Raw genomic sequence first — 16965 nt, forward strand, 5'->3', positions numbered from 1 at the left:
TGCGAGCTGGTTTCCGCGCTTTCGGCCCGGCACGGACTCGCGCGGGAGCAGGCTGCACGGCAGTCACCGTCCAAGGAGGACTCCCATGCAGCCCGCACAGCTGATTCTGCCGCTGGACCAGGTTCCGGCACCACCCACCACACCGTCGGCCCAGCTCCCCGAACCTCAACTCGCCGAGGCGGTCACGATCCTGGCCGGCCTGATCGCCAAAGCGGCGGCCCCCATGACGGAAACGGTGGGCAGCGCCGATGAGTGACTCGAAGATCACCGCCTCGCATCTGCGGCGGACCGCGGCCATCTATGTCCGCCAGTCCACCCTCGCCCAGGTCGACCGCAACAAGGAATCGACCGCCCGCCAATACGACCTGGTCGCGCGAGCCGAAACGCTCGGATGGCCGCGTAGCGCGGTGAGCGTGATCGACGAGGACCTCGGTGTGTCCGGGGCCTCGACCGCGGGCCGGTCCGGATTCGCGGAACTGGTCACCCGGGTGGGGCTCGGGCAGGTCGGGATCGTGTTGGCGTTGGAATGCTCGCGGCTGGCCCGCAACAACACCGACTGGTACCGGCTGCTGGACCTGGCCGGGATGACCGACACGCTGATCGCCGACGCCGACGGCGTCTACCATCCGGGATTGTTCAACGACCGGATGCTGCTCGGCATGAAAGGCACCATGTCAGAAGCTGAACTGCACATCCTGCGGGCCCGCCTCAACGGCGGCATCCGCAACAAAGCCGCCCGCGGCGAGCTGCGCACCGGCCTGCCGACCGGCCTGATCTGGAGCGAGACCGACGGGCAGATCCTCAAACACCCCAACGAAGCCGTCCGCGGCGTCATCGACGCGATCTTCGAACAGTTCGGCCACCGCGGATCGGTGCGCGGGGTGTGGCTGTGGCTGCGCGACCAAGGCCTGAAACTGCCCTTGAACAAGGGCGGATTCATCAACACCACCACCGAGATGGTGTGGGTCGACCCGACCTATCACGCGGTCCACAACATCCTGACCCACCCCGCCTACGCCGGCGCCTACACCTTCGGCCGAACAGGGGCGGTCAAACGGGTCGGCGAGGACGGTGTCCTACGCGTGCGCCGCCGCGTGCTGCCCCGAAACGAGTGGGACGTCCTGATACCCGACCACCACGAAGGATTCATCGACTGGCACACCTACCTCGCCAATCAAACCCGCATCGGCTCCAACATCCGCCCGGCTGCCCACCAGCCCGGCACCGGCGCGATCCGGGAAGGCTGCGCCCTGCTGCAAACCCTGGCGACCTGCGGGGTCTGCGGACGCAAACTCGCCGTCTACTACGACGGCGAACACAAAGCCACCCCCGGCTACTACTGCACCGGCACCGGGCAGATCGTCGACGGACGCGGCACACGGCACCTGCGGGTCGGAGGCGTCGGCATCGACGCCGCGGTCACCGCCCTGTTCCTGACCGCTCTCGCCCCGTCGGCGGCACAAGCCTGCCTGGCCGCCGCCCAACAACTCGAGGACAACCACGACGCCGCCCTGGCCCAGTGGCGACGGCAAGTCGAAACCGCCCGCTACGACGCCAGCAAAGCCGAACGCCGCTACCACGCCGTCGACCCGGAGAACCGGCTCGTCGCCCGCGGCCTGGAAACCGCGTGGGAAACCGCGCTCACCCACCTCGCCGACGCCGAGACCGAACTCGCCCAACGCGAAACCGCACGACCGAAAACACTAACCCCACAAGAGAAAACGGCGATCCTGGCCCTCGGCGACAACCTCGAAGCCGTATGGGACGCCGACACCACCACCGACCGCGACCGCAAACAACTCCTACGGACCCTGCTCGAGGAAGTCAACATCGCCATCCACCGTGACGACTCCGACTCCCACGCCGAGCTGATCGTGCGATGGAAAGGCGGCGCGATCAGCGAACTCACCGTGCCCGTGAAACGCAAGCCGCCCAACACGTTACGCACCAACGAAGACACCGTCGACCTCATCCGCCGTCTCGCGGTGCACTACCCCGACGCGACGATCGCCCACATCCTCAACAGGCAAGGCCGCCGCACCGCCCGAGGATTGTCATACACCGCCGGTAGGGTCCAAACCACACGCCACCACTACAACATCGACCGCCACCAACCCAGCGACAACCCGCAGGAAGGAGAACTGCTCACCGTGGCCGACGCCGCCCGCGAACTCGGCTTGGCCCCCTCCACCCTGCACCGCTGGCTCGGCGACGGATTCATCGCCGGAGAACAACTCACCCCCGGCGCGCCCTGGCGGATCCGGCTCACCGACAACGTCCGCGCCCTGTTCGTCGATGACGCCCCTGAAGGGTGGCTGGCCATGCTCGAAGCCACCCTCGCCTACAAAGTGTCCCGCCAAACCATCATGCACCGTGTCAAGACCGGCGAACTGCAAGCCGTCCACGTCCGCACCGGACGACGAAAAGGCCTGCGTATCCAACCCCCCACCACCCCGGAAGGACTGTTTCAACCATGACAATCAACGAAAGGAGCAGTGTGTCGATGACTTCAAACAATCGGCGATATCGCCCTCGATGAACCAGGTCGTGCCCGTCCATGTCGAAGCGATCTCGTCGAGCGCGGTATGACAGCCCCGCCCGGAACGGAACCCGTGCGAGCGGGCCGAGAACTGCGGCTCGTAGTACGCCTCCAACAGCAGGCGCACCACCTCACCGACCAGTTTGTCGGTCCAGGTCGGCAAACCCAACGGCCTGCGGGTTCCGTTCTTCTTGGGGATGTAGACCCGCCGGGCCGGAGTGAACCGGTAGCGTTCGGCCCGCAAACGGCCGATGACACTCCGGATCACCTCCAGGCTCATCCCGTCGGGTGTGTCCCCGTCGACCCCGGGTGTCATCGCGCCGTCGTTGGCGTAGATGCGCCCGTAGGCCATCAGAAACAGCTGCTCGTTGAACAGCTGCCGATACAACCGATCCAGCGGCAGGCCCTGCCTGCCCCTGTCACGCAGGACACCGAGAACCGTTTCAGCACTCTGCATTTCGCATACCTCCAGGTTTGTCGATACCCGCATTCATCTGTGCCCGCTGGGTAGGCCGTCGGCGAGGTGTCCGCGTGCGCGGCTCCTTTTCCGACGGCCCCCCTCCGAACCGGGCGTGCGACTTATGACCGCACCCGGCTCTCCAGTGCCGTTTTCCTCGAATCCTGCCGGGTGGAACATCCGTTGTGGATGTCTTTGTGGCAGTCGCGACAGACGATAAGGGCTTTGCGGCGGCGTGATGCCATCTGCTTTGCCCAGTCGGGCTGCTCAGCCTCATTCTCCGAGGGGAGGTCGCTCAGTCGCCGAATGTGGTGCGCTTCGACGTCCGTGTATTTCTTGCAGAGTTCGCAGCGGCCGGTCATGAGCCGGTCGATGAGTTCTGCGGAGCGCTTCCTCCATACCGCCGGGAGTTCGTCTTTGAGGGTTACCCTCATGGTCCTGCGGGCCAACGATATTCCGCCCCACCGAGCGACCAGGGCTTTCTTTCCGTTCCCGCGTTCGACTTCGACCTGAAGTCCCCTTCGGGGACCGGCAGGCGTCTGCCAGGTGGACCGGTAACGGTTCCAGACCTTGGTGACGCTGATCTTGTTCTTATGTCCCAGCGTCTTGGTCAAAGACCGTTCCATAATCCATCTCAGCAGGCCGAGACGGTGCCGGTTGTAGGCCAGCTGGTAATACTCCGCGATGCCCCGGAACTCCGCCTGATAGCGCGCGACGATCCGGAAGTCCGAATCGTGCGCACGCGCGAGCAGAGCAGCAGGTTTACCGCGGCGCAGATAGGGTTTGCGTTTTCCCCGCACGACATCCATCGGCACTTTCAGGCCGATCTGCCCGTTGATCGAGCGGTGACCGTTCCGATCGCGCTTGGCGTCGTTGTGGTGGACCACGATTTCGTAGCCGAGAAATCGAGCGGCCTGTGTCCGCCCGTGGGTGATCAGGGTCTTCGGCTCGGACAGTTCCAGCTTCAAACGATCCCGCAGGAACCTACCGACCTGTTCCTTGATCAATTCGGCTTCCCGCCGTGTTCCGGAGAATCCCAGCAACCAATCGTCGGCATAGCGGATATAGTGCAGCCGGCGGAAACCCGGATCATTCGGGTCATGAGAGGGAAGTTGTTGCAGCTGACGACGCAACTGCCGCGCTTCCTCCCGTTGACCACGTTTCTCCAGCTTCCATGCTGCCTTGTGCACCCGCATATACGGCAGATACGGCCTGCGCCGGGCTCCCCGGTTGAAGGCGGGCAGAAGTGTTGTCTCGACGTACTTGTCCAACCGGTCCAGATAGATGTTGGAGAGCAAAGGACTCAAAATACCCCCTTATGAACAGCGCTGGGTTATGCGCAGTGTCGGTCGGTATGGCCTGATGACAGCGATTTCAGGGGTCGATCACTGCGCATAACCGCAGTGCTGGTTCATAGGCTGGTGAGCCAGTTGAGTAGTCCGGTGTCGTGGTTCCATTCGGGTAGTTCGTCGGTGACGATTTCGCTGTAGGCGGCTTCGAGGGCTTTGCGTTTGGCCTCGGTGGAGGCGCGGGCGTAGATCTCGGTGGTGGTCAGGTCTACGTGTCCGAGGATGTCGCGGATGTAGGGCAGCGGGACGCCGGCCTCGTAGAGGTGCATGGCCTTGGAGTGGCGCAGGGTGTGCGGGCCGAGGTGTGCGCCGGTCAGTTCCGGATCGTCGGCGCGGGCGCGGTATTTGCTGATGATCCAAGCGATTCCGCTGCGGCTGAGCTTGTTGTGATGCTGGTTGGTGAACAGTGGATGCTCGTCGTGGCCGCGGGTGTCGAGGCCGTGTTCGGTCAGGTAGGCGTTTAGCAGGGCCGTGGTGTTGTCGCCGAGCGGGACGTGGCGGATTTTGCGGCCCTTGCCGGTCAGCACCGCCAGGGCCGGGGGTTGCAGGCGGATGTCGCCGACGGTCAGGTCGGTGAATTCGGAGACTCTGGCGGCGGTGTCGTAGAGGGTGGCCAGCAGGGTCGCGTCGCGGCGGCCTGGCCGGGTGGACCGGTCGGGGCCGGTGAGCAGGCGACGGGTCTGGGCGACGGTGAGGTGATGGACGCCCGGTTGGGCCTTGCGTTTGGCCGGGACTGCGAGGATGTCCTGGCAAGCGGCCATTCGGGCCGGGTCTTGGGATTGCAGCCATCGGAAGAACGAACTGACCGCGGCCAGGCGCTGGTTGCGGGTCGAGATGCTGTTGTGCCGTTGTGTTTCCAGCCAGTCGAGGAACGCGGTGATCGCGCCGGCGTCGATGCGGTCGAGGGTGAGTTTGTCGGGCGGGATGGATTTGTGGTCGCGGAACCAGGCGATCAAAAGTTTGAAGGTGTCGCGGTAGGAGGCGATCGTGTTGGGTGAGCAGCCGCGCAGCCCGGCCAGGTGTGAGGTGAGGAACCGGTGCAGCAACACCGCGAAATCAGTGGCCATCACGAGGGCCTTCCGTGACAGGCGGGACGATGTCGCCGTAGGCGTGTTGGATGTGGGCGGCGATGTGCGGGTAGGACTCGGCGGTCAGCCTCAGGTAGTAGTCGGTGTCGGCGACCGACGAATGCCCCATGTAGGTCTGCAGGATCGGTAGCAGCGCCGCGACATCCTCGCCGTGGGCGAACCAGGCCCGAAGATTGTTGACTGCCATGGTGTGCCGCAGATCGTGGACGCGCGGGCCACGGCCCCGGCCGCCGTGGGGGATGCGGGCCTGCCAGAGGAACCGGCGGAAGTTCTTGTCGATGTTGCCGATCGTCAGCGGGCGTCCGGTGGTGCCGGGGAACAGCCAGTCCGCGCCGGTGCGCCCGGCCACTTGGTCGTAGTAGTCGGCCAGCCGCTCACGCAGCGGTGCGCTGACCGGGACCTGCCGGTCTTTGCCGCCCTTGCCGTCGCGGATGGTCAGGACCCCGGCCTCGAGATCGACGTCGCCGAAGGCCAGCAGTCGGGCTTCGGAAGCACGCAGCCCGCAGGCGTAGATCGTGCGGAACAACACCGGCATGACCAGGTGCCGGAACGGGACCTGGGAGTCGTAGTGGCAGCGGTCGGTCTGGGCGAACACCGCGGCCAGCTCTTGGTCGGTATAGATGTGCGGGACGTAACGGGCGGGACGGGGCAGTGCCCCAGCGGGCAGGACGTAGGCCGCCACGCCCCGGCGGCCCAGCCAGCGGGCCAACTCCCGCACCGGCGCGGCCAAGCCATGCAGGGTCGACGGAGTGACGTCGCGTCGACGGGCGGCTGCGATCCATGCCTCGACCGAGGCCTGGGTGGGTGCCTGCTGGCCGGGGAACCGGGCTGCGGTGAACGCGGCGAACCGGATCAGCACCCGTTCCTCGGCGCCGTATTTGTAACCGGTGGCGCGTTTTTCGGTGACCAGAGCACCGATCGCCTCGGTCATCGTGATGTCGGCGTTCATCGCGTCACCCCATGCGTGGGCTCGTCCGGGTCCAGCGCGCACTTGGCCAAAAGGCCCAGAGAGGATTTCAGATAGACACCAGTCGACCGGACGTCCTGGTGACCGAGGATGTCAGCGATCTGCTCGACCGGTGTGCCGCTTTCCATCAGCCGGGTCGCCAGCGAATGCCGCAGAGAGTGCATGCCGTGTCGGCGTTTCTCGCTCACCGGAACATGCGCTGCCCGAGCATGTTTGACCAGAATCTGATGTAAATGGTCCTGATCGGAGAACGGGCCGATCGGGGCCATATGCCGCACGAACACCTGCGGATGCTCACAGTCGGGCCGGCCGTGGCGGATGTAATCGATCACCGCCCAGCCGACATCTTTCAGCAGCGGCAGCCGCACTCGGTGACCAGTCTTGACCTGCGTCACGAACAGGCGGTTGCCCGGCCAGTCGAAGTCGGCGAACTCCAGCCGTTTGATGTCGACGCCGCGCAGCCCGAGCCTGGTGATCAGCAGGATGATCGCGTAATCCCTTTTCCCGCACGGGTTGTCCCGGTCGATCGCTTCCACGATCCTGGCCACCTCGCCTGGACCCCACACCGACGGGATCCTGGCGTGGCGGGACGAGCGTGCCGCTGGCACCGCCTCCAGACACGCCTCGTCGACCAAGCCGACGGCGGAGGCGAACCGCAGGAACGACCGCACCGCACAGAGTTTCTGCTCGACGGTCTTGAACTGGTATCCGGTCAGTGTGGCGACGAACGCCCCGATCATGGCGGCGTCGCAGCAGCCTAACCCTCCACGGGTGCCGGTGAACGCGACGAATTCCCCGGCCAGCGTCCCATAAGTCCGCACCGTCGACACCGAACGCCCAGCCGAGCGCAGCTGCGCCTGGAACCGGGCCACCGTCTCAATGCCGGCCTCGTCCAGCTTGCTCACCGACCGGCTGTAGCGGCGCAGCACCGCCCCGTGGACCGCGTAATCGTCCAGCATCGCAGCGACCCTGAACAGATACACATCGGTTGGCTTCAGTGTTCCGGCCTGCTCCTTGCCGAAGAACCCGCACGCGTCGTCGACCCACGCCATCGCCCCATCCAAGAAAAACTCCTCGACACCCCGTGCAGCGAAGTACTTTTGCATCCGCCGCCAGCACCCCCGGTACCAGACCAGCGTCGATTCCTTGTAGCCCAGACGCTGCAACTCCGCTTCCAGGCCCGACACCAACGCAGACAACCTCGCCATGACAACCGACCTCCGATCATGCCCGGCCCGGCACCATGCCGGACCTCCTGATCAGAGGATCCACGCGTTATGCGCAGTGATCGACCCCTGAAATCGCTGTCATCAGGCCATACCGACCGACACTGCGCATAACCCAGCGCTGTTCATAAGGGGGATTATGCGCAGCTGCGCATAATCCACCTTGCGGTGCGCCACTCAATGTTTCGTGGTAACGCCATTCCTCTAGATATCCAGCCTGGAGCAGTCCGTCGATCAACCGCAAGAAACGGTTGTCGTGAATGTCTTCGACCAGAATGGAGTGCAGCACCCCATGGTCGAGCCGGTCGAAACACTGGGAGATATCTCCCTCGACGAACCACGTCATACTGCGCCACGACTGCGATATTTCCGTCAGAGCGGTGTGACAGCCCTTCCCCGGCCGGAAGCCGTGAGAACGTTCGGAAAACTGCGGCTCGTAATACGCTTCCAACAGGGAACGGATCACTTCCTGCAACAGCTTATCCGACCACGACGGCAGACCCAGGGGTCGGCGTTTCTTCGGCGATCCTTTCTTGTCGATATATACACGCCTTACCGGGGACCACCGATAGCGCTCATACCGCAGCGCTTCGATGATCGCCTGAATCTTCTTCAGGCTCATGCCATCCACGGTCTCCTGATTAGAGCCGGGCGTCATGGAACCGTCGTTTCGGTAGATCTTGCCGTAGGCACGCAGATACAACTCCGGGTTGAACAAGTGCCGATACAATCTCTCCAGTGGCAATCCTCTCTTACCGCGTTCATGGATGATCTCCCTCAGGACTTCGGCTCTCTGCATTACGCATACCTCATCTATCCGGATAACCTCGACACCTGTGCCACTTGGCCCTGTGAACGGCTTTCCCGCTCTCCCTGGTGGGGCGTCACTCCCACGACTACTATTGGCACTCCGTCACCGTGGGGCTCGCGCCCGGTAGGTGATCCCGAATTCCTCTTGCGCTGGACGTATCGAGTGCGACGTAGGCGGCCCGTCCGTTCCCTTGAGTGAGCTCGTTGCCCACCGCCCACCAGCCGGAAGGGTTGGGGCGAAGCAAAGGGGATTCGCCTGATGCTGGTGGCTCCGCTCCGGGCGTTGTATGTCGGAGGATGCACATTTCCATCACCGGGAACTGGGCTTCAAACAGTCTGGTCTTCGCCATATCACACGGGTCTTGCGCGGCAGCACCATCAACGCCTTCACAATGCTCCACGCTTTCCCGCCATGCTGTTGTCCCCTCGCGCTTTCGCGTCCAGGTAAGACGGGTGACCCAAAGGGTCTGCTCCTTCCGAACCTCTACTCTCTGCGAGAGTGATCCAACGCCGAGTTAGACGGCGCAACTTCGCCCTGCGAGCGGGTTTCCCGCTCCCCTCGGCCGGGCGTGACTCCGCCGACTACTACGAGCACTCCGTCACCGCCGGCCAGACCGGGACGGTGATCCCACGTTCGTCTCCGACACACGTTGCAGCGCGGCTGCAGGCGCCCCATTCATCTCCTTCAATGCCCTCGCCGGGCATCGCTTCCGCCGCGAAAGGTTGGCCGGGGCGAACCAGTACGTCCCCGGCCACGACGGACACCGGTTTCAGGTGCCGTTCCGGTCGCAGTAAATTGCTGCTGCTGGAGATTGGGGTTCAAGCAATCAAGCCTTCGCCATACCGCGCGGGTCCCCCGACGCGCCGTCCCAGGCACCTGGACCCGGCCGCCGGTTTTCTGACATGCTCTGGTCCCCTTCACCTTTCGGATCCAGGTAAGTCATCGGACCCAGCAGACCTCCCTTCGAGTCTGTCCCGCCTGAAGCGGGGATGCGTCGGAGCGCCTCGTGGCGCACTGGTTGGATTTTACGGTCATCAGGTAGTGCGATTTCAGCTTTCCGCAGATCAGCTTCGCCGTCGCGGTCTGCGTGTGCATAGCATCGATGGTCACCAAAAGCGTTGTGCGACTGAATAATTGCAGTAATTTCCGGACCGTTGGGATCTCATTGGTCTTCGAGGCGACCGCCAACTGGCCCAGGACCAGGCGGGTGTGGTGGGCGAACATCGACACCAGGTGCGGTGCCCGGCCACCACCCAACCGTGCACCTCTCACGGTCTTGCCGTCCAGCGCGACGGCCATCAGCTCCGTAGTGGTGTCGACCGTGGCGGCTATGCCGGCGAAGTAGTCGCCCAACCGTTGGTCCAGGTCGGCGGCGTCGAGGCGGGCCATAATCGTGCGCAACGTCTTCTCGCTCGGGCGTCGGACCCGGATGCCCAACTGCGCCAACACTTCCGTCGGCGCGGTACGGGTCCAACAGGCGATCCCGGCCACCGACCGCATCCCGGCCGCGGTGGCCAGGATCATGATCGCCAACAACGCGGTCAACGGGTAGCGGACCCCGCGTGGATCGCGGGGGTCGGGCACCGTCCCCAACATCTGTAGCAAACACGGCTCGATCACCCGGTCCTGCGGTAGCGGCGACGGTGCCGGTTCGACGCGCCGACGGGTCAACACCTCCACCACGGGCTCGGCAAGCGATACTGGACCAGCGGACACGGGCGACTCCGGAAATCGATTCAGGCGTAGGAACCTTCATCGTCACCGAGAAGCCCGTGTCCGCCTCGCATCCCGAACCGGCGTGTCGCGCAACCGGTTTCCGCAGCTCATGACCTAGACCCCGACAACGCCGGAGCCCTGCCGTCGGGGGCCAGGCGCGAGTGCTGATCACTAGCACCGATCGCGCGTTCACCGCGTTGGGCGAGCCGGTCGAGCTGGACTGTTTCAACCGGCCGGAGTCAGTGCGCTTTCTCTGCCAGGCCACTGGATCGGCCGATGAAGTCGGCGCTGATTCGGTGGCCGCCGACCTGGGCGCGACGATCAACGGACGTCGTATCGGCTATGGCCGGTATCGGCAGTTGCTAGCCGACCATCCACTTCCGGTAGTCGTGGCCCGCCGTGCAGGCCACGACTACCCGCGGTCGGTAGTGCAGGCGGTGTTGTTGTCGATCGATACAGTCGAGACCGGCGCCGATGAGCCTGACCTGGACGTGGTGGTGAGTTGGCTGCTCGGGGTGATGGCGATGCTCTCACCCGCAGGTGTGCGTCGGACTGTCCTGCCCGACCCCGATGGTCGGTTGGACGAGGTGCTCGAGCTGTGCTCGATGGGTTCGTTGTTGTCGTGGTCGACCGATGGCGCAGCCGTGATCATGCACCGGCTGGTGTCCCGGGTGCTGCGTGAACGCGCCCAATCCGTAGACATAGCCAACGATCTCGTCAACACCGCACTGGCGGTGATCGGGCCGTGTCTGTTCGACAGATCACAGTCGTGGGCACGTCGGGAGGCATCTCGTCGACCAGATCGAGGCCCTGTGGGATACGCGGCTGGCCCAGGGCGATGTCGATCTGGTGGAGCAGGTGCTGTTGGCGCGTGCATGGGCCGTGACACATCTGATCGAGACCGCCGATCTCACCCGAGCCATCGCGCTTGGACAGCTTGTCGCCGCGAACTTCGAACACTTTCTCGGCCCAAACCACCCTAACACCCTCACTGTGCGCAGCTACGTCGCCAGGGCTTTCGGGTCCGCCGGGCAGCTGGATGAATCTATAAGGCTGTACGAGCAAGTCGTCACCGATAACGAGCGGGTATTCGGCCATTTCCACGCCAACACTCTGGCCGAACGCCACAATCTCGCCTACATCTACCGATTGGCGGGACAACTCGACCGCGCCGCAACGCTATTCGAATCGACCATTCCCGATTGTGAACGGGCACTCGGTCCTGACCACCCCACCACCCTCTATTCCCGTAACAACCTCGCCGCGACCTACGAATCTGCCGGACGTCTCAGCGAGGCGATCCAGTTGTACGAGGCGCTTCTCGCCGACCGCGAGCAAGTTCTCGGAGCCGACCACCCGGACACACTCACCTCCCGCGACAACCTGGCCGGCGCTTACAAAACGGCGGGACATCCCGAGGAGGCGATCCCGCTGTTATTGGAAACTCTGACCGACTGCGATCGCGTTCTCGGAGCCGACCATCCAGATACCCTCACCACTCGCAACAAGCTCGCCTCGGCGTATGTGACGGCGGGCCGTCTCGAGGACGCAATCGAACTGCACGAAACCACCTATCTGGCCTGTGTGCCGGCGCTGGGCGCCGACCATCAAATGACCCTCCTCTCCCGCAACAACCTCGCTACTTGCTATCTATCGGCCGGCCGTCTCGACGAAGCGATCGAGCTCTTGGAGGCAAACTTGATCGACCGCGAACGGGTACTCGGCCGCGACCATCCCGACACCCTCACCTCCCGCAACAACCTCGCGTTCGGCTACGACTCGGCAGGCCGCCCCGACGAGGCGGTTCAACTGAACGAGCAGACCCTCGCCGACCGCGAACGGGTGCTCGGCGGCGACCATCCTAATGGGAGCTACCGGGTCGGTCGGTAGGGCAGACTCGGTGCCGGTAGCCCCGGCAGGTGAGCACTTACGCACCCTGAGCTTCGAGTTCTTGTGTCAGACCGTGCCCCTGCCGGTGGCCGGGAGCGAAACAACTTATGGGATGTCGTGCCCACCAACACCTTTGGTGTGAGCACTGGTCCATTAGGGCGCTGGGTCTCCCGTCGGCTGCTGATGACCGAACCGGCAGATTCAGGAGCACACGATGCTGTTCGTCGGAGACGACTGGGCCGAAGATCACCATGACGTGGAGGTGCAGGACGAACAAGGCAAGACCCTGAAGGCAGCCAGGCTACCCGAGGGCGTCGAGGGCATGACCCGGCTGCATGAGCTGATCGCCCGGTTCCTGCCACAGGATTCCGATCCCGGGCAGGTGCTGGTGTGCATCGAGACCGACCGCGGCACGTGGGTGCGGGCGCTGGTCGCGGCCGGCTACCAGGTGTACGGGGTCAACCCGAAAACCGCTGCCCGTCATCGGGAACTGCTGTCGCTGTCGGGCGCCAAGGACGACAAGGCCGACGCGAAGACCCTGGCCGACATGCTGCGCACCCGCCGCCACCAGCTGCGTCAGGTCGCCGCCGATTCCGACGAGGCCGCGGCGGTCAAGGTCGCCGCCCGCGCGCATCAGACGTTGATCTGGGAACGCACCCGGCACATGCTGCGGCTGCGCACGGCGCTGCGCGAGTACTTCCCGGCGGCACTCGAGGCCTACAAGCCGCTCGGGCTCGCCGGTGCCGACACCCTCGAACTGCTGGGCAAGGCCGCCGATCCCGCCACTGCGGCACGGTTGACGATCGGCCAGATCACTACCGCGCTCAAGCGGGCACGACGCCGCGATATCCCCGCCAAGGCCGCCGCGATCCAGGCGGCGCTGCGCGGTGAGCACCTGGGCCAGGCCGAGATCGTGGCCGGCGCCTACGCGGCATCGGTCCGCGCGACGGTCGCGGTCCTGCGCACCCTCAACGAGCAGGTCAAGATCCTCGAGGGCGAGGTGGGGTCGTGTTTTGGCCGGCACCCGGACGCTGAGGTCTACCTCAGCCAACCCGGCATGGGCGTGATCACCGGCGCCCGGGTGCTTGCCGAGTTCGGCGACGCCGATGGCCGTTACGCCGACGCCAAATCCCGCAAGAACTACGCCGGCACCGCCCCGATCACCCGCCAGTCCGGCAAGACCAAAACCGTCCACGCCCGGTTCGTCCACAACGATCGGCTCGTCGACGCCCTGCACATGCAGGCCGGTGCGGCGATCCTGCACGACCCCGGAGCGCGCGCCTACTACGACGAGCTACGAGCCCGCGACATGAACTACAACGCCGCTCTCCGCCAGCTCGGCAACCGGCTCGTCGGCATCCTGCACGGCTGCCTGAAAACCAAGACTCCCTACAGCCAGCAAGCGGCCTGGTCACACCGCCACCAGCACCTCGCAGCTTGAATTTCCTTGACACCCAAGCTCCTGGGATGTCTGACACCCTCGCCTCCCGTACCAACCTCGCGTTCGGCTACCACTCGACGGGACGCCTCGACGAGGCGACCGTCCAGTTCGAGACAACCCTCACCGACAGCACACGAATACTCGGGCCCGACCACCACGAAACCCTCTTCGCGCGTAGCAATCTCGCCGAAGCCTACGAGTCCGTCGGGCGCGTCGACACCGCCATCCCGCTATACGAAACGGCCCTCGCCGACAGCCGACGTGTACTCGGCCCGCAAGATCCGTTCACAATCCATGTGCGCCGAAAACTCGATCACGCGCACAAATCCACCAACGCCCTCGCCCGAACCCTCCGTGCCTGGCTCTCCCGATGAGGTCCTTATTTCTGGTTCGCCATCCTGCCATGCTGCATACCGGGGACTGTCACACTCCCATTTCCAGCGAGGACACCGAGGTCAGCGTGATTCGAAGTCAGGCATAGGTAAGGCTGTATCGGTTGCGGGAGACGCGGAATGCCTCGTCGTTGTTGCTGCACTGGATCCCGTAGGCGCCGATCTCATCACGCCAACCGGAGCACAATATGTCGTCGTTTCTGATGAATTGATGCGGGGCGATTCTGGGTCCTGGGTTGCAGGTGGTGGACAAGTGGAACTCAGCCAACGAGGTCGTCTTCTACGGCAAGCTCACCGGCCCAGACCGGGAGACCGTCGAGGTGTCGATGCTCGCTCTCCATCTGTTGCAGAGCAGCCTCGTCTACATCAATACCCTTTTGCTGCAACGAGTTCTGGCCGACCCGGTGTGGGCCAAGCGGGCTCACACCGGAGGACCGTCGGGCCTTGAGCGCCCTGTGCTGGGCACACGTCAACCCCTACGGCCGGTTCCAACTCGACATGGACACCCGCCTTGGACCTCGACCAGGTCGCTGAGCCTGAATTCGTGGGTGGGGGTGGGGCTGCGTCCGGCGTGTGAAATGGGAAATGCCTTCTGAACTGGGATGATTGTGACTGCCGAGGTCGGAATCATCCAGTGATCAGGAGGCATTTCCAATGCGATCCTTGCATACGTTCGCTGCGGGGTCGGCGGTGTTCGATGAGACGAATCTCGTGTCGTGCGCCGGGTTGGTGCCGGTGCTGGAGTTGGCCGAGCAGACCGGCTCTTTCGGCTCCCCGACATCGCCGCGAACTTCAGATCAAACCGGTAAGCGGGCAGGCAAACACCCGTCCGACGTCTCGCTCTACCGGGCCTTCGCCGACGCAGACACCGGGAACGGATCGAGGCAATCACGTTGACGTCAACGTTGACCAGCAACACCAGCACCAGCCGTCGGTCTATCCGGATGCGGTGCGGTGCACCGAGTTTGCTCGCGTACAGGCCGGTCGCATCAGACCGGTGGTTATGGTTCGCTGATCCTCTTGTATGGGTGATTGCCACTTGGTTGAGTGGCAGGTATCCCCATACCAAGATGGGGCGATCCGGAGTACGGGAGGTCAGTGGGTGGAGCCGGTGACGATGGTGGCGGCCGCGGTAGCGGCGGGTGCCGCCGCGGGTTTGGGCAGCACGGCCGAGCGGGCGATCGCCGACGCGTATCAGGCGCTGAAGCAGCTGATCACCGGCCGGTACCAGTCGGTGCCTGTGGACGTGGTGGAACAGCAACCGCAGTCTCCTGACCCGCGGGCGGCGCTAGCCGGGGAACTCCGGCGGGCCGGCGCCGGAGGTGACGAAGAGCTGCTGGCTGCGGCGGGTCAGGTGCTGGTGGCGGTGCATCGCCACGCACCACAGGCTGCCGACACGGTTGGTGTGCGGCTACGGGAGGTCCGCGCCGGTGAGCTGACGATCACTGACGTCACCACTACCGGTACCGGCTTGAGCGTCGAGAACGCGTCCGTGGACGGCTCGTTCACGATCACCGGGGTACAGGCGGGAACCGGGCAGCCGCTGCACCCTCCGACAGCGCAGCAGTAGCAGACCGGGACACCGCTGCGCTGTCGGATCCCACGCCCGCGATCTCCATCACAGACGTGCAGGTCGGCCGGGATATCGTCATCCACTATCACGGCACTGGCGACGACTCCCGACTTGAGCTGTGCGCTGTCGACAGTCTCTCTGCGACCGACGCACGAGTTGGTTCCAGCGCCGTTCTCGACCTCAAATTCCGCAATACCGGAGACAAATCGGCTCTCCTTCACCACGCCACCATTCACATCCACCGCGCCGCCACCCTCGCCCCTGCTTGCGTGCTCGGCTTCATGCCCTACAAACAGCGGCGGCCCTGGGGCTACCTCCGCCCCAGCCACGAATATGACGTCGACCTCCCCATTCCTGAGCGATCCAGCGGCACTCAACGCAGCGTGGGCCTCTCTCAGGACATCGCACCCGGCGACGCCGACCGTTTCCACATCCGCCTCGCCGCCCCCGATGTGCACGCGCCCGTCACTCTCATCTACTTGCTCCAGCTCGACATTCTCTACGACGCGGGCCGTACCCTGACTTCACCCACGATCGCAATCGTGATCGCGCCCGGCATTGACCTCGCCACTCCCGACGACATCCGCCGCGATCTCCGCGAATTCTGGAAAGCCGTGCGCGAGGTGCGCGACGCCATCGACCGCGAGATGACCATCCGTGGTCTGCTCGCGCCCGATTGGGACAACCATCCGCCGACCAGTCGCGCGGATCTGCCGACAAATCTGCGCTCCGTCGACGGCGATCCCCACGACGTTTTCGGTCGCGGTGTCTACGAGGTCAATGATGCGTTCTGGAATCCGGCGAAGTCCCTCGCACTACATCTCGATGGTATCCGCGCCTTCTGCAGCAATATCGTCGAACTCATTACCGGCGCCGATATCGGCCACGACTCATTGCCCCAGATCCTGACCCAAGCGCAGACCATCCTCGCGCAGCTTCCCGCGCTCCACACGGACTTCAGTATGCCGGAGAAGGCGATCACGGTTCAGGAGCCCGCCCCCAGCGGCAACCCGGACGCAACCAACGAACTCGTCCGACTGCTGGGCGAGCAGCATCTGCAGGAGCTGCGGGCACGCGCCAACGCTGGCGAACAAGACGCCGCACGCCAGTTGGACACTGCTGCCAGCCTGGCCAGCAAGATACGACGGCTGGGCCCAGACCACCCCGACACCCTCTATGCAAGGCATAACATGGCCGTATGTCGCGGGAAGGCGGGGGACGCCGCCGGAGCGGCGGCGGCATTGGCCGAGCTCGTCGCAGACCGGATACGGGTCCTAGGCCCCGACCACCCCGATACCCTGCACAGCCAGCGCGAATTGGCCCGCTGGCAGGATCAAGCAGGCCTATAAAGCACAAGTGCCCGGTAATGATCTGGTGTAGTCCTTGGCTGGAGTGGGACAGTCCTGGCACATCCGCAGGGCAGCGGAGGCCGCTCGCCCGGCAAGATCCCACAACAGGATGCGGCAATCAGCGCGGACACCTCCGCGCAGACGGCATCCGGCCAACTATCGGCACC

The 16965-nt window shown here is 64.6% G+C and carries 15 protein-coding genes and 1 pseudogene; 9 read left to right on the forward strand and 7 right to left on the reverse strand.

Features of this window, described 5'->3' with window-relative positions; all coding sequences use genetic code 11:
- Nucleotides 1-85: 85 nt before the first annotated feature.
- Entirely contained in the window at nucleotides 86-256 is a 171-nt protein-coding gene (locus tag ACV7NQ_RS41755; RefSeq protein WP_463364540.1) for a hypothetical protein, read from the forward strand.
- On the forward strand, nucleotides 249-2477 hold the full coding sequence (locus ACV7NQ_RS41760) for a recombinase family protein (protein ID WP_463364541.1): 2229 nt from the start codon (nucleotides 249-251) through the stop codon (nucleotides 2475-2477). The genes ACV7NQ_RS41755 and ACV7NQ_RS41760 overlap by 8 nt, the downstream gene beginning before the upstream one ends.
- Before the next feature lie 3 nt (nucleotides 2478-2480).
- Here ACV7NQ_RS41760 and ACV7NQ_RS41765 read toward each other — a convergent pair whose 3' ends face one another.
- The 7 genes and pseudogenes from ACV7NQ_RS41765 to ACV7NQ_RS41795 form a co-directional block, all read right to left on the reverse strand.
- Complete coding sequence (locus ACV7NQ_RS41765) at nucleotides 2481-2996, reverse strand: reverse transcriptase/maturase family protein (RefSeq protein ID WP_463364542.1); 516 nt, start codon at nucleotides 2994-2996, stop codon at nucleotides 2481-2483.
- Nucleotides 2997-3118: 122 nt separating this feature from the next.
- Complete coding sequence (locus ACV7NQ_RS41770; RefSeq protein ID WP_463364543.1) at nucleotides 3119-4303, reverse strand: group II intron reverse transcriptase/maturase; 1185 nt, start codon at nucleotides 4301-4303, stop codon at nucleotides 3119-3121.
- Between the two features lie 104 nt (nucleotides 4304-4407).
- Entirely contained in the window at nucleotides 4408-5412 is a 1005-nt protein-coding gene (locus ACV7NQ_RS41775) for a tyrosine-type recombinase/integrase (protein WP_463366016.1), read from the reverse strand.
- Nucleotides 5402-6382, reverse strand: coding sequence for a tyrosine-type recombinase/integrase (locus ACV7NQ_RS41780; protein ID WP_463364544.1), 981 nt, complete (start codon nucleotides 6380-6382; stop codon nucleotides 5402-5404). The genes ACV7NQ_RS41775 and ACV7NQ_RS41780 overlap by 11 nt, the downstream gene beginning before the upstream one ends.
- The gene (locus ACV7NQ_RS41785; protein WP_463364545.1) at nucleotides 6379-7608 is read right to left on the reverse strand and encodes a site-specific integrase; all 1230 of its coding nucleotides are present in this window, start codon (nucleotides 7606-7608) and stop codon (nucleotides 6379-6381) included. The genes ACV7NQ_RS41780 and ACV7NQ_RS41785 overlap by 4 nt, the downstream gene beginning before the upstream one ends.
- 67 nt (nucleotides 7609-7675) lie before the next feature.
- Nucleotides 7676-8425, reverse strand: coding sequence for a reverse transcriptase/maturase family protein (locus ACV7NQ_RS41790; protein ID WP_463364546.1), 750 nt, complete (start codon nucleotides 8423-8425; stop codon nucleotides 7676-7678).
- 951 nt (nucleotides 8426-9376) lie between these two features.
- Nucleotides 9377-10039 (reverse strand): annotated as a pseudogene (locus ACV7NQ_RS41795) (ISAs1 family transposase); the annotation flags it as partial.
- A 996-nt stretch (nucleotides 10040-11035) separates the two neighbouring features.
- Between ACV7NQ_RS41795 and ACV7NQ_RS41800 the strand changes: the two are divergent.
- The 7 genes from ACV7NQ_RS41800 (at nucleotide 11036) to ACV7NQ_RS41830 (ending at nucleotide 16798) form a co-directional block, all read left to right on the forward strand.
- Nucleotides 11036-12043 carry a tetratricopeptide repeat protein gene (locus ACV7NQ_RS41800; RefSeq protein WP_463364547.1) on the forward strand — a complete coding sequence of 336 codons (1008 nt, stop codon included), beginning with the start codon at nucleotides 11036-11038 and terminating at the stop codon, nucleotides 12041-12043.
- Between the two features lie 214 nt (nucleotides 12044-12257).
- Nucleotides 12258-13484, forward strand: a complete 1227-nt coding sequence (locus tag ACV7NQ_RS41805) for an IS110 family RNA-guided transposase (protein WP_463359367.1) — start codon at nucleotides 12258-12260, stop codon at nucleotides 13482-13484.
- A 26-nt stretch (nucleotides 13485-13510) separates the two neighbouring features.
- Nucleotides 13511-13858 (forward strand): tetratricopeptide repeat protein, encoded by a 348-nt coding sequence (locus tag ACV7NQ_RS41810; RefSeq protein ID WP_463364548.1) that lies wholly within the window; start codon nucleotides 13511-13513, stop codon nucleotides 13856-13858.
- 260 nt (nucleotides 13859-14118) lie between these two features.
- Nucleotides 14119-14472 carry a Tn3 family transposase gene (locus ACV7NQ_RS41815; protein WP_463366017.1) on the forward strand — a complete coding sequence of 118 codons (354 nt, stop codon included), beginning with the start codon at nucleotides 14119-14121 and terminating at the stop codon, nucleotides 14470-14472.
- A 58-nt stretch (nucleotides 14473-14530) separates the two neighbouring features.
- Complete coding sequence (locus ACV7NQ_RS41820; RefSeq protein ID WP_463366149.1) at nucleotides 14531-14773, forward strand: hypothetical protein; 243 nt, start codon at nucleotides 14531-14533, stop codon at nucleotides 14771-14773.
- Between the two features lie 214 nt (nucleotides 14774-14987).
- Nucleotides 14988-15446 carry a hypothetical protein gene (locus tag ACV7NQ_RS41825; protein WP_463364549.1) on the forward strand — a complete coding sequence of 153 codons (459 nt, stop codon included), beginning with the start codon at nucleotides 14988-14990 and terminating at the stop codon, nucleotides 15444-15446.
- A 56-nt stretch (nucleotides 15447-15502) separates the two neighbouring features.
- Complete coding sequence (locus ACV7NQ_RS41830) at nucleotides 15503-16798, forward strand: tetratricopeptide repeat protein (RefSeq protein WP_463364550.1); 1296 nt, start codon at nucleotides 15503-15505, stop codon at nucleotides 16796-16798.
- Nucleotides 16799-16965 lie beyond the last annotated feature (167 nt).

The organism is Nocardia sp. Tas62D01 (assembly GCF_055232035.1).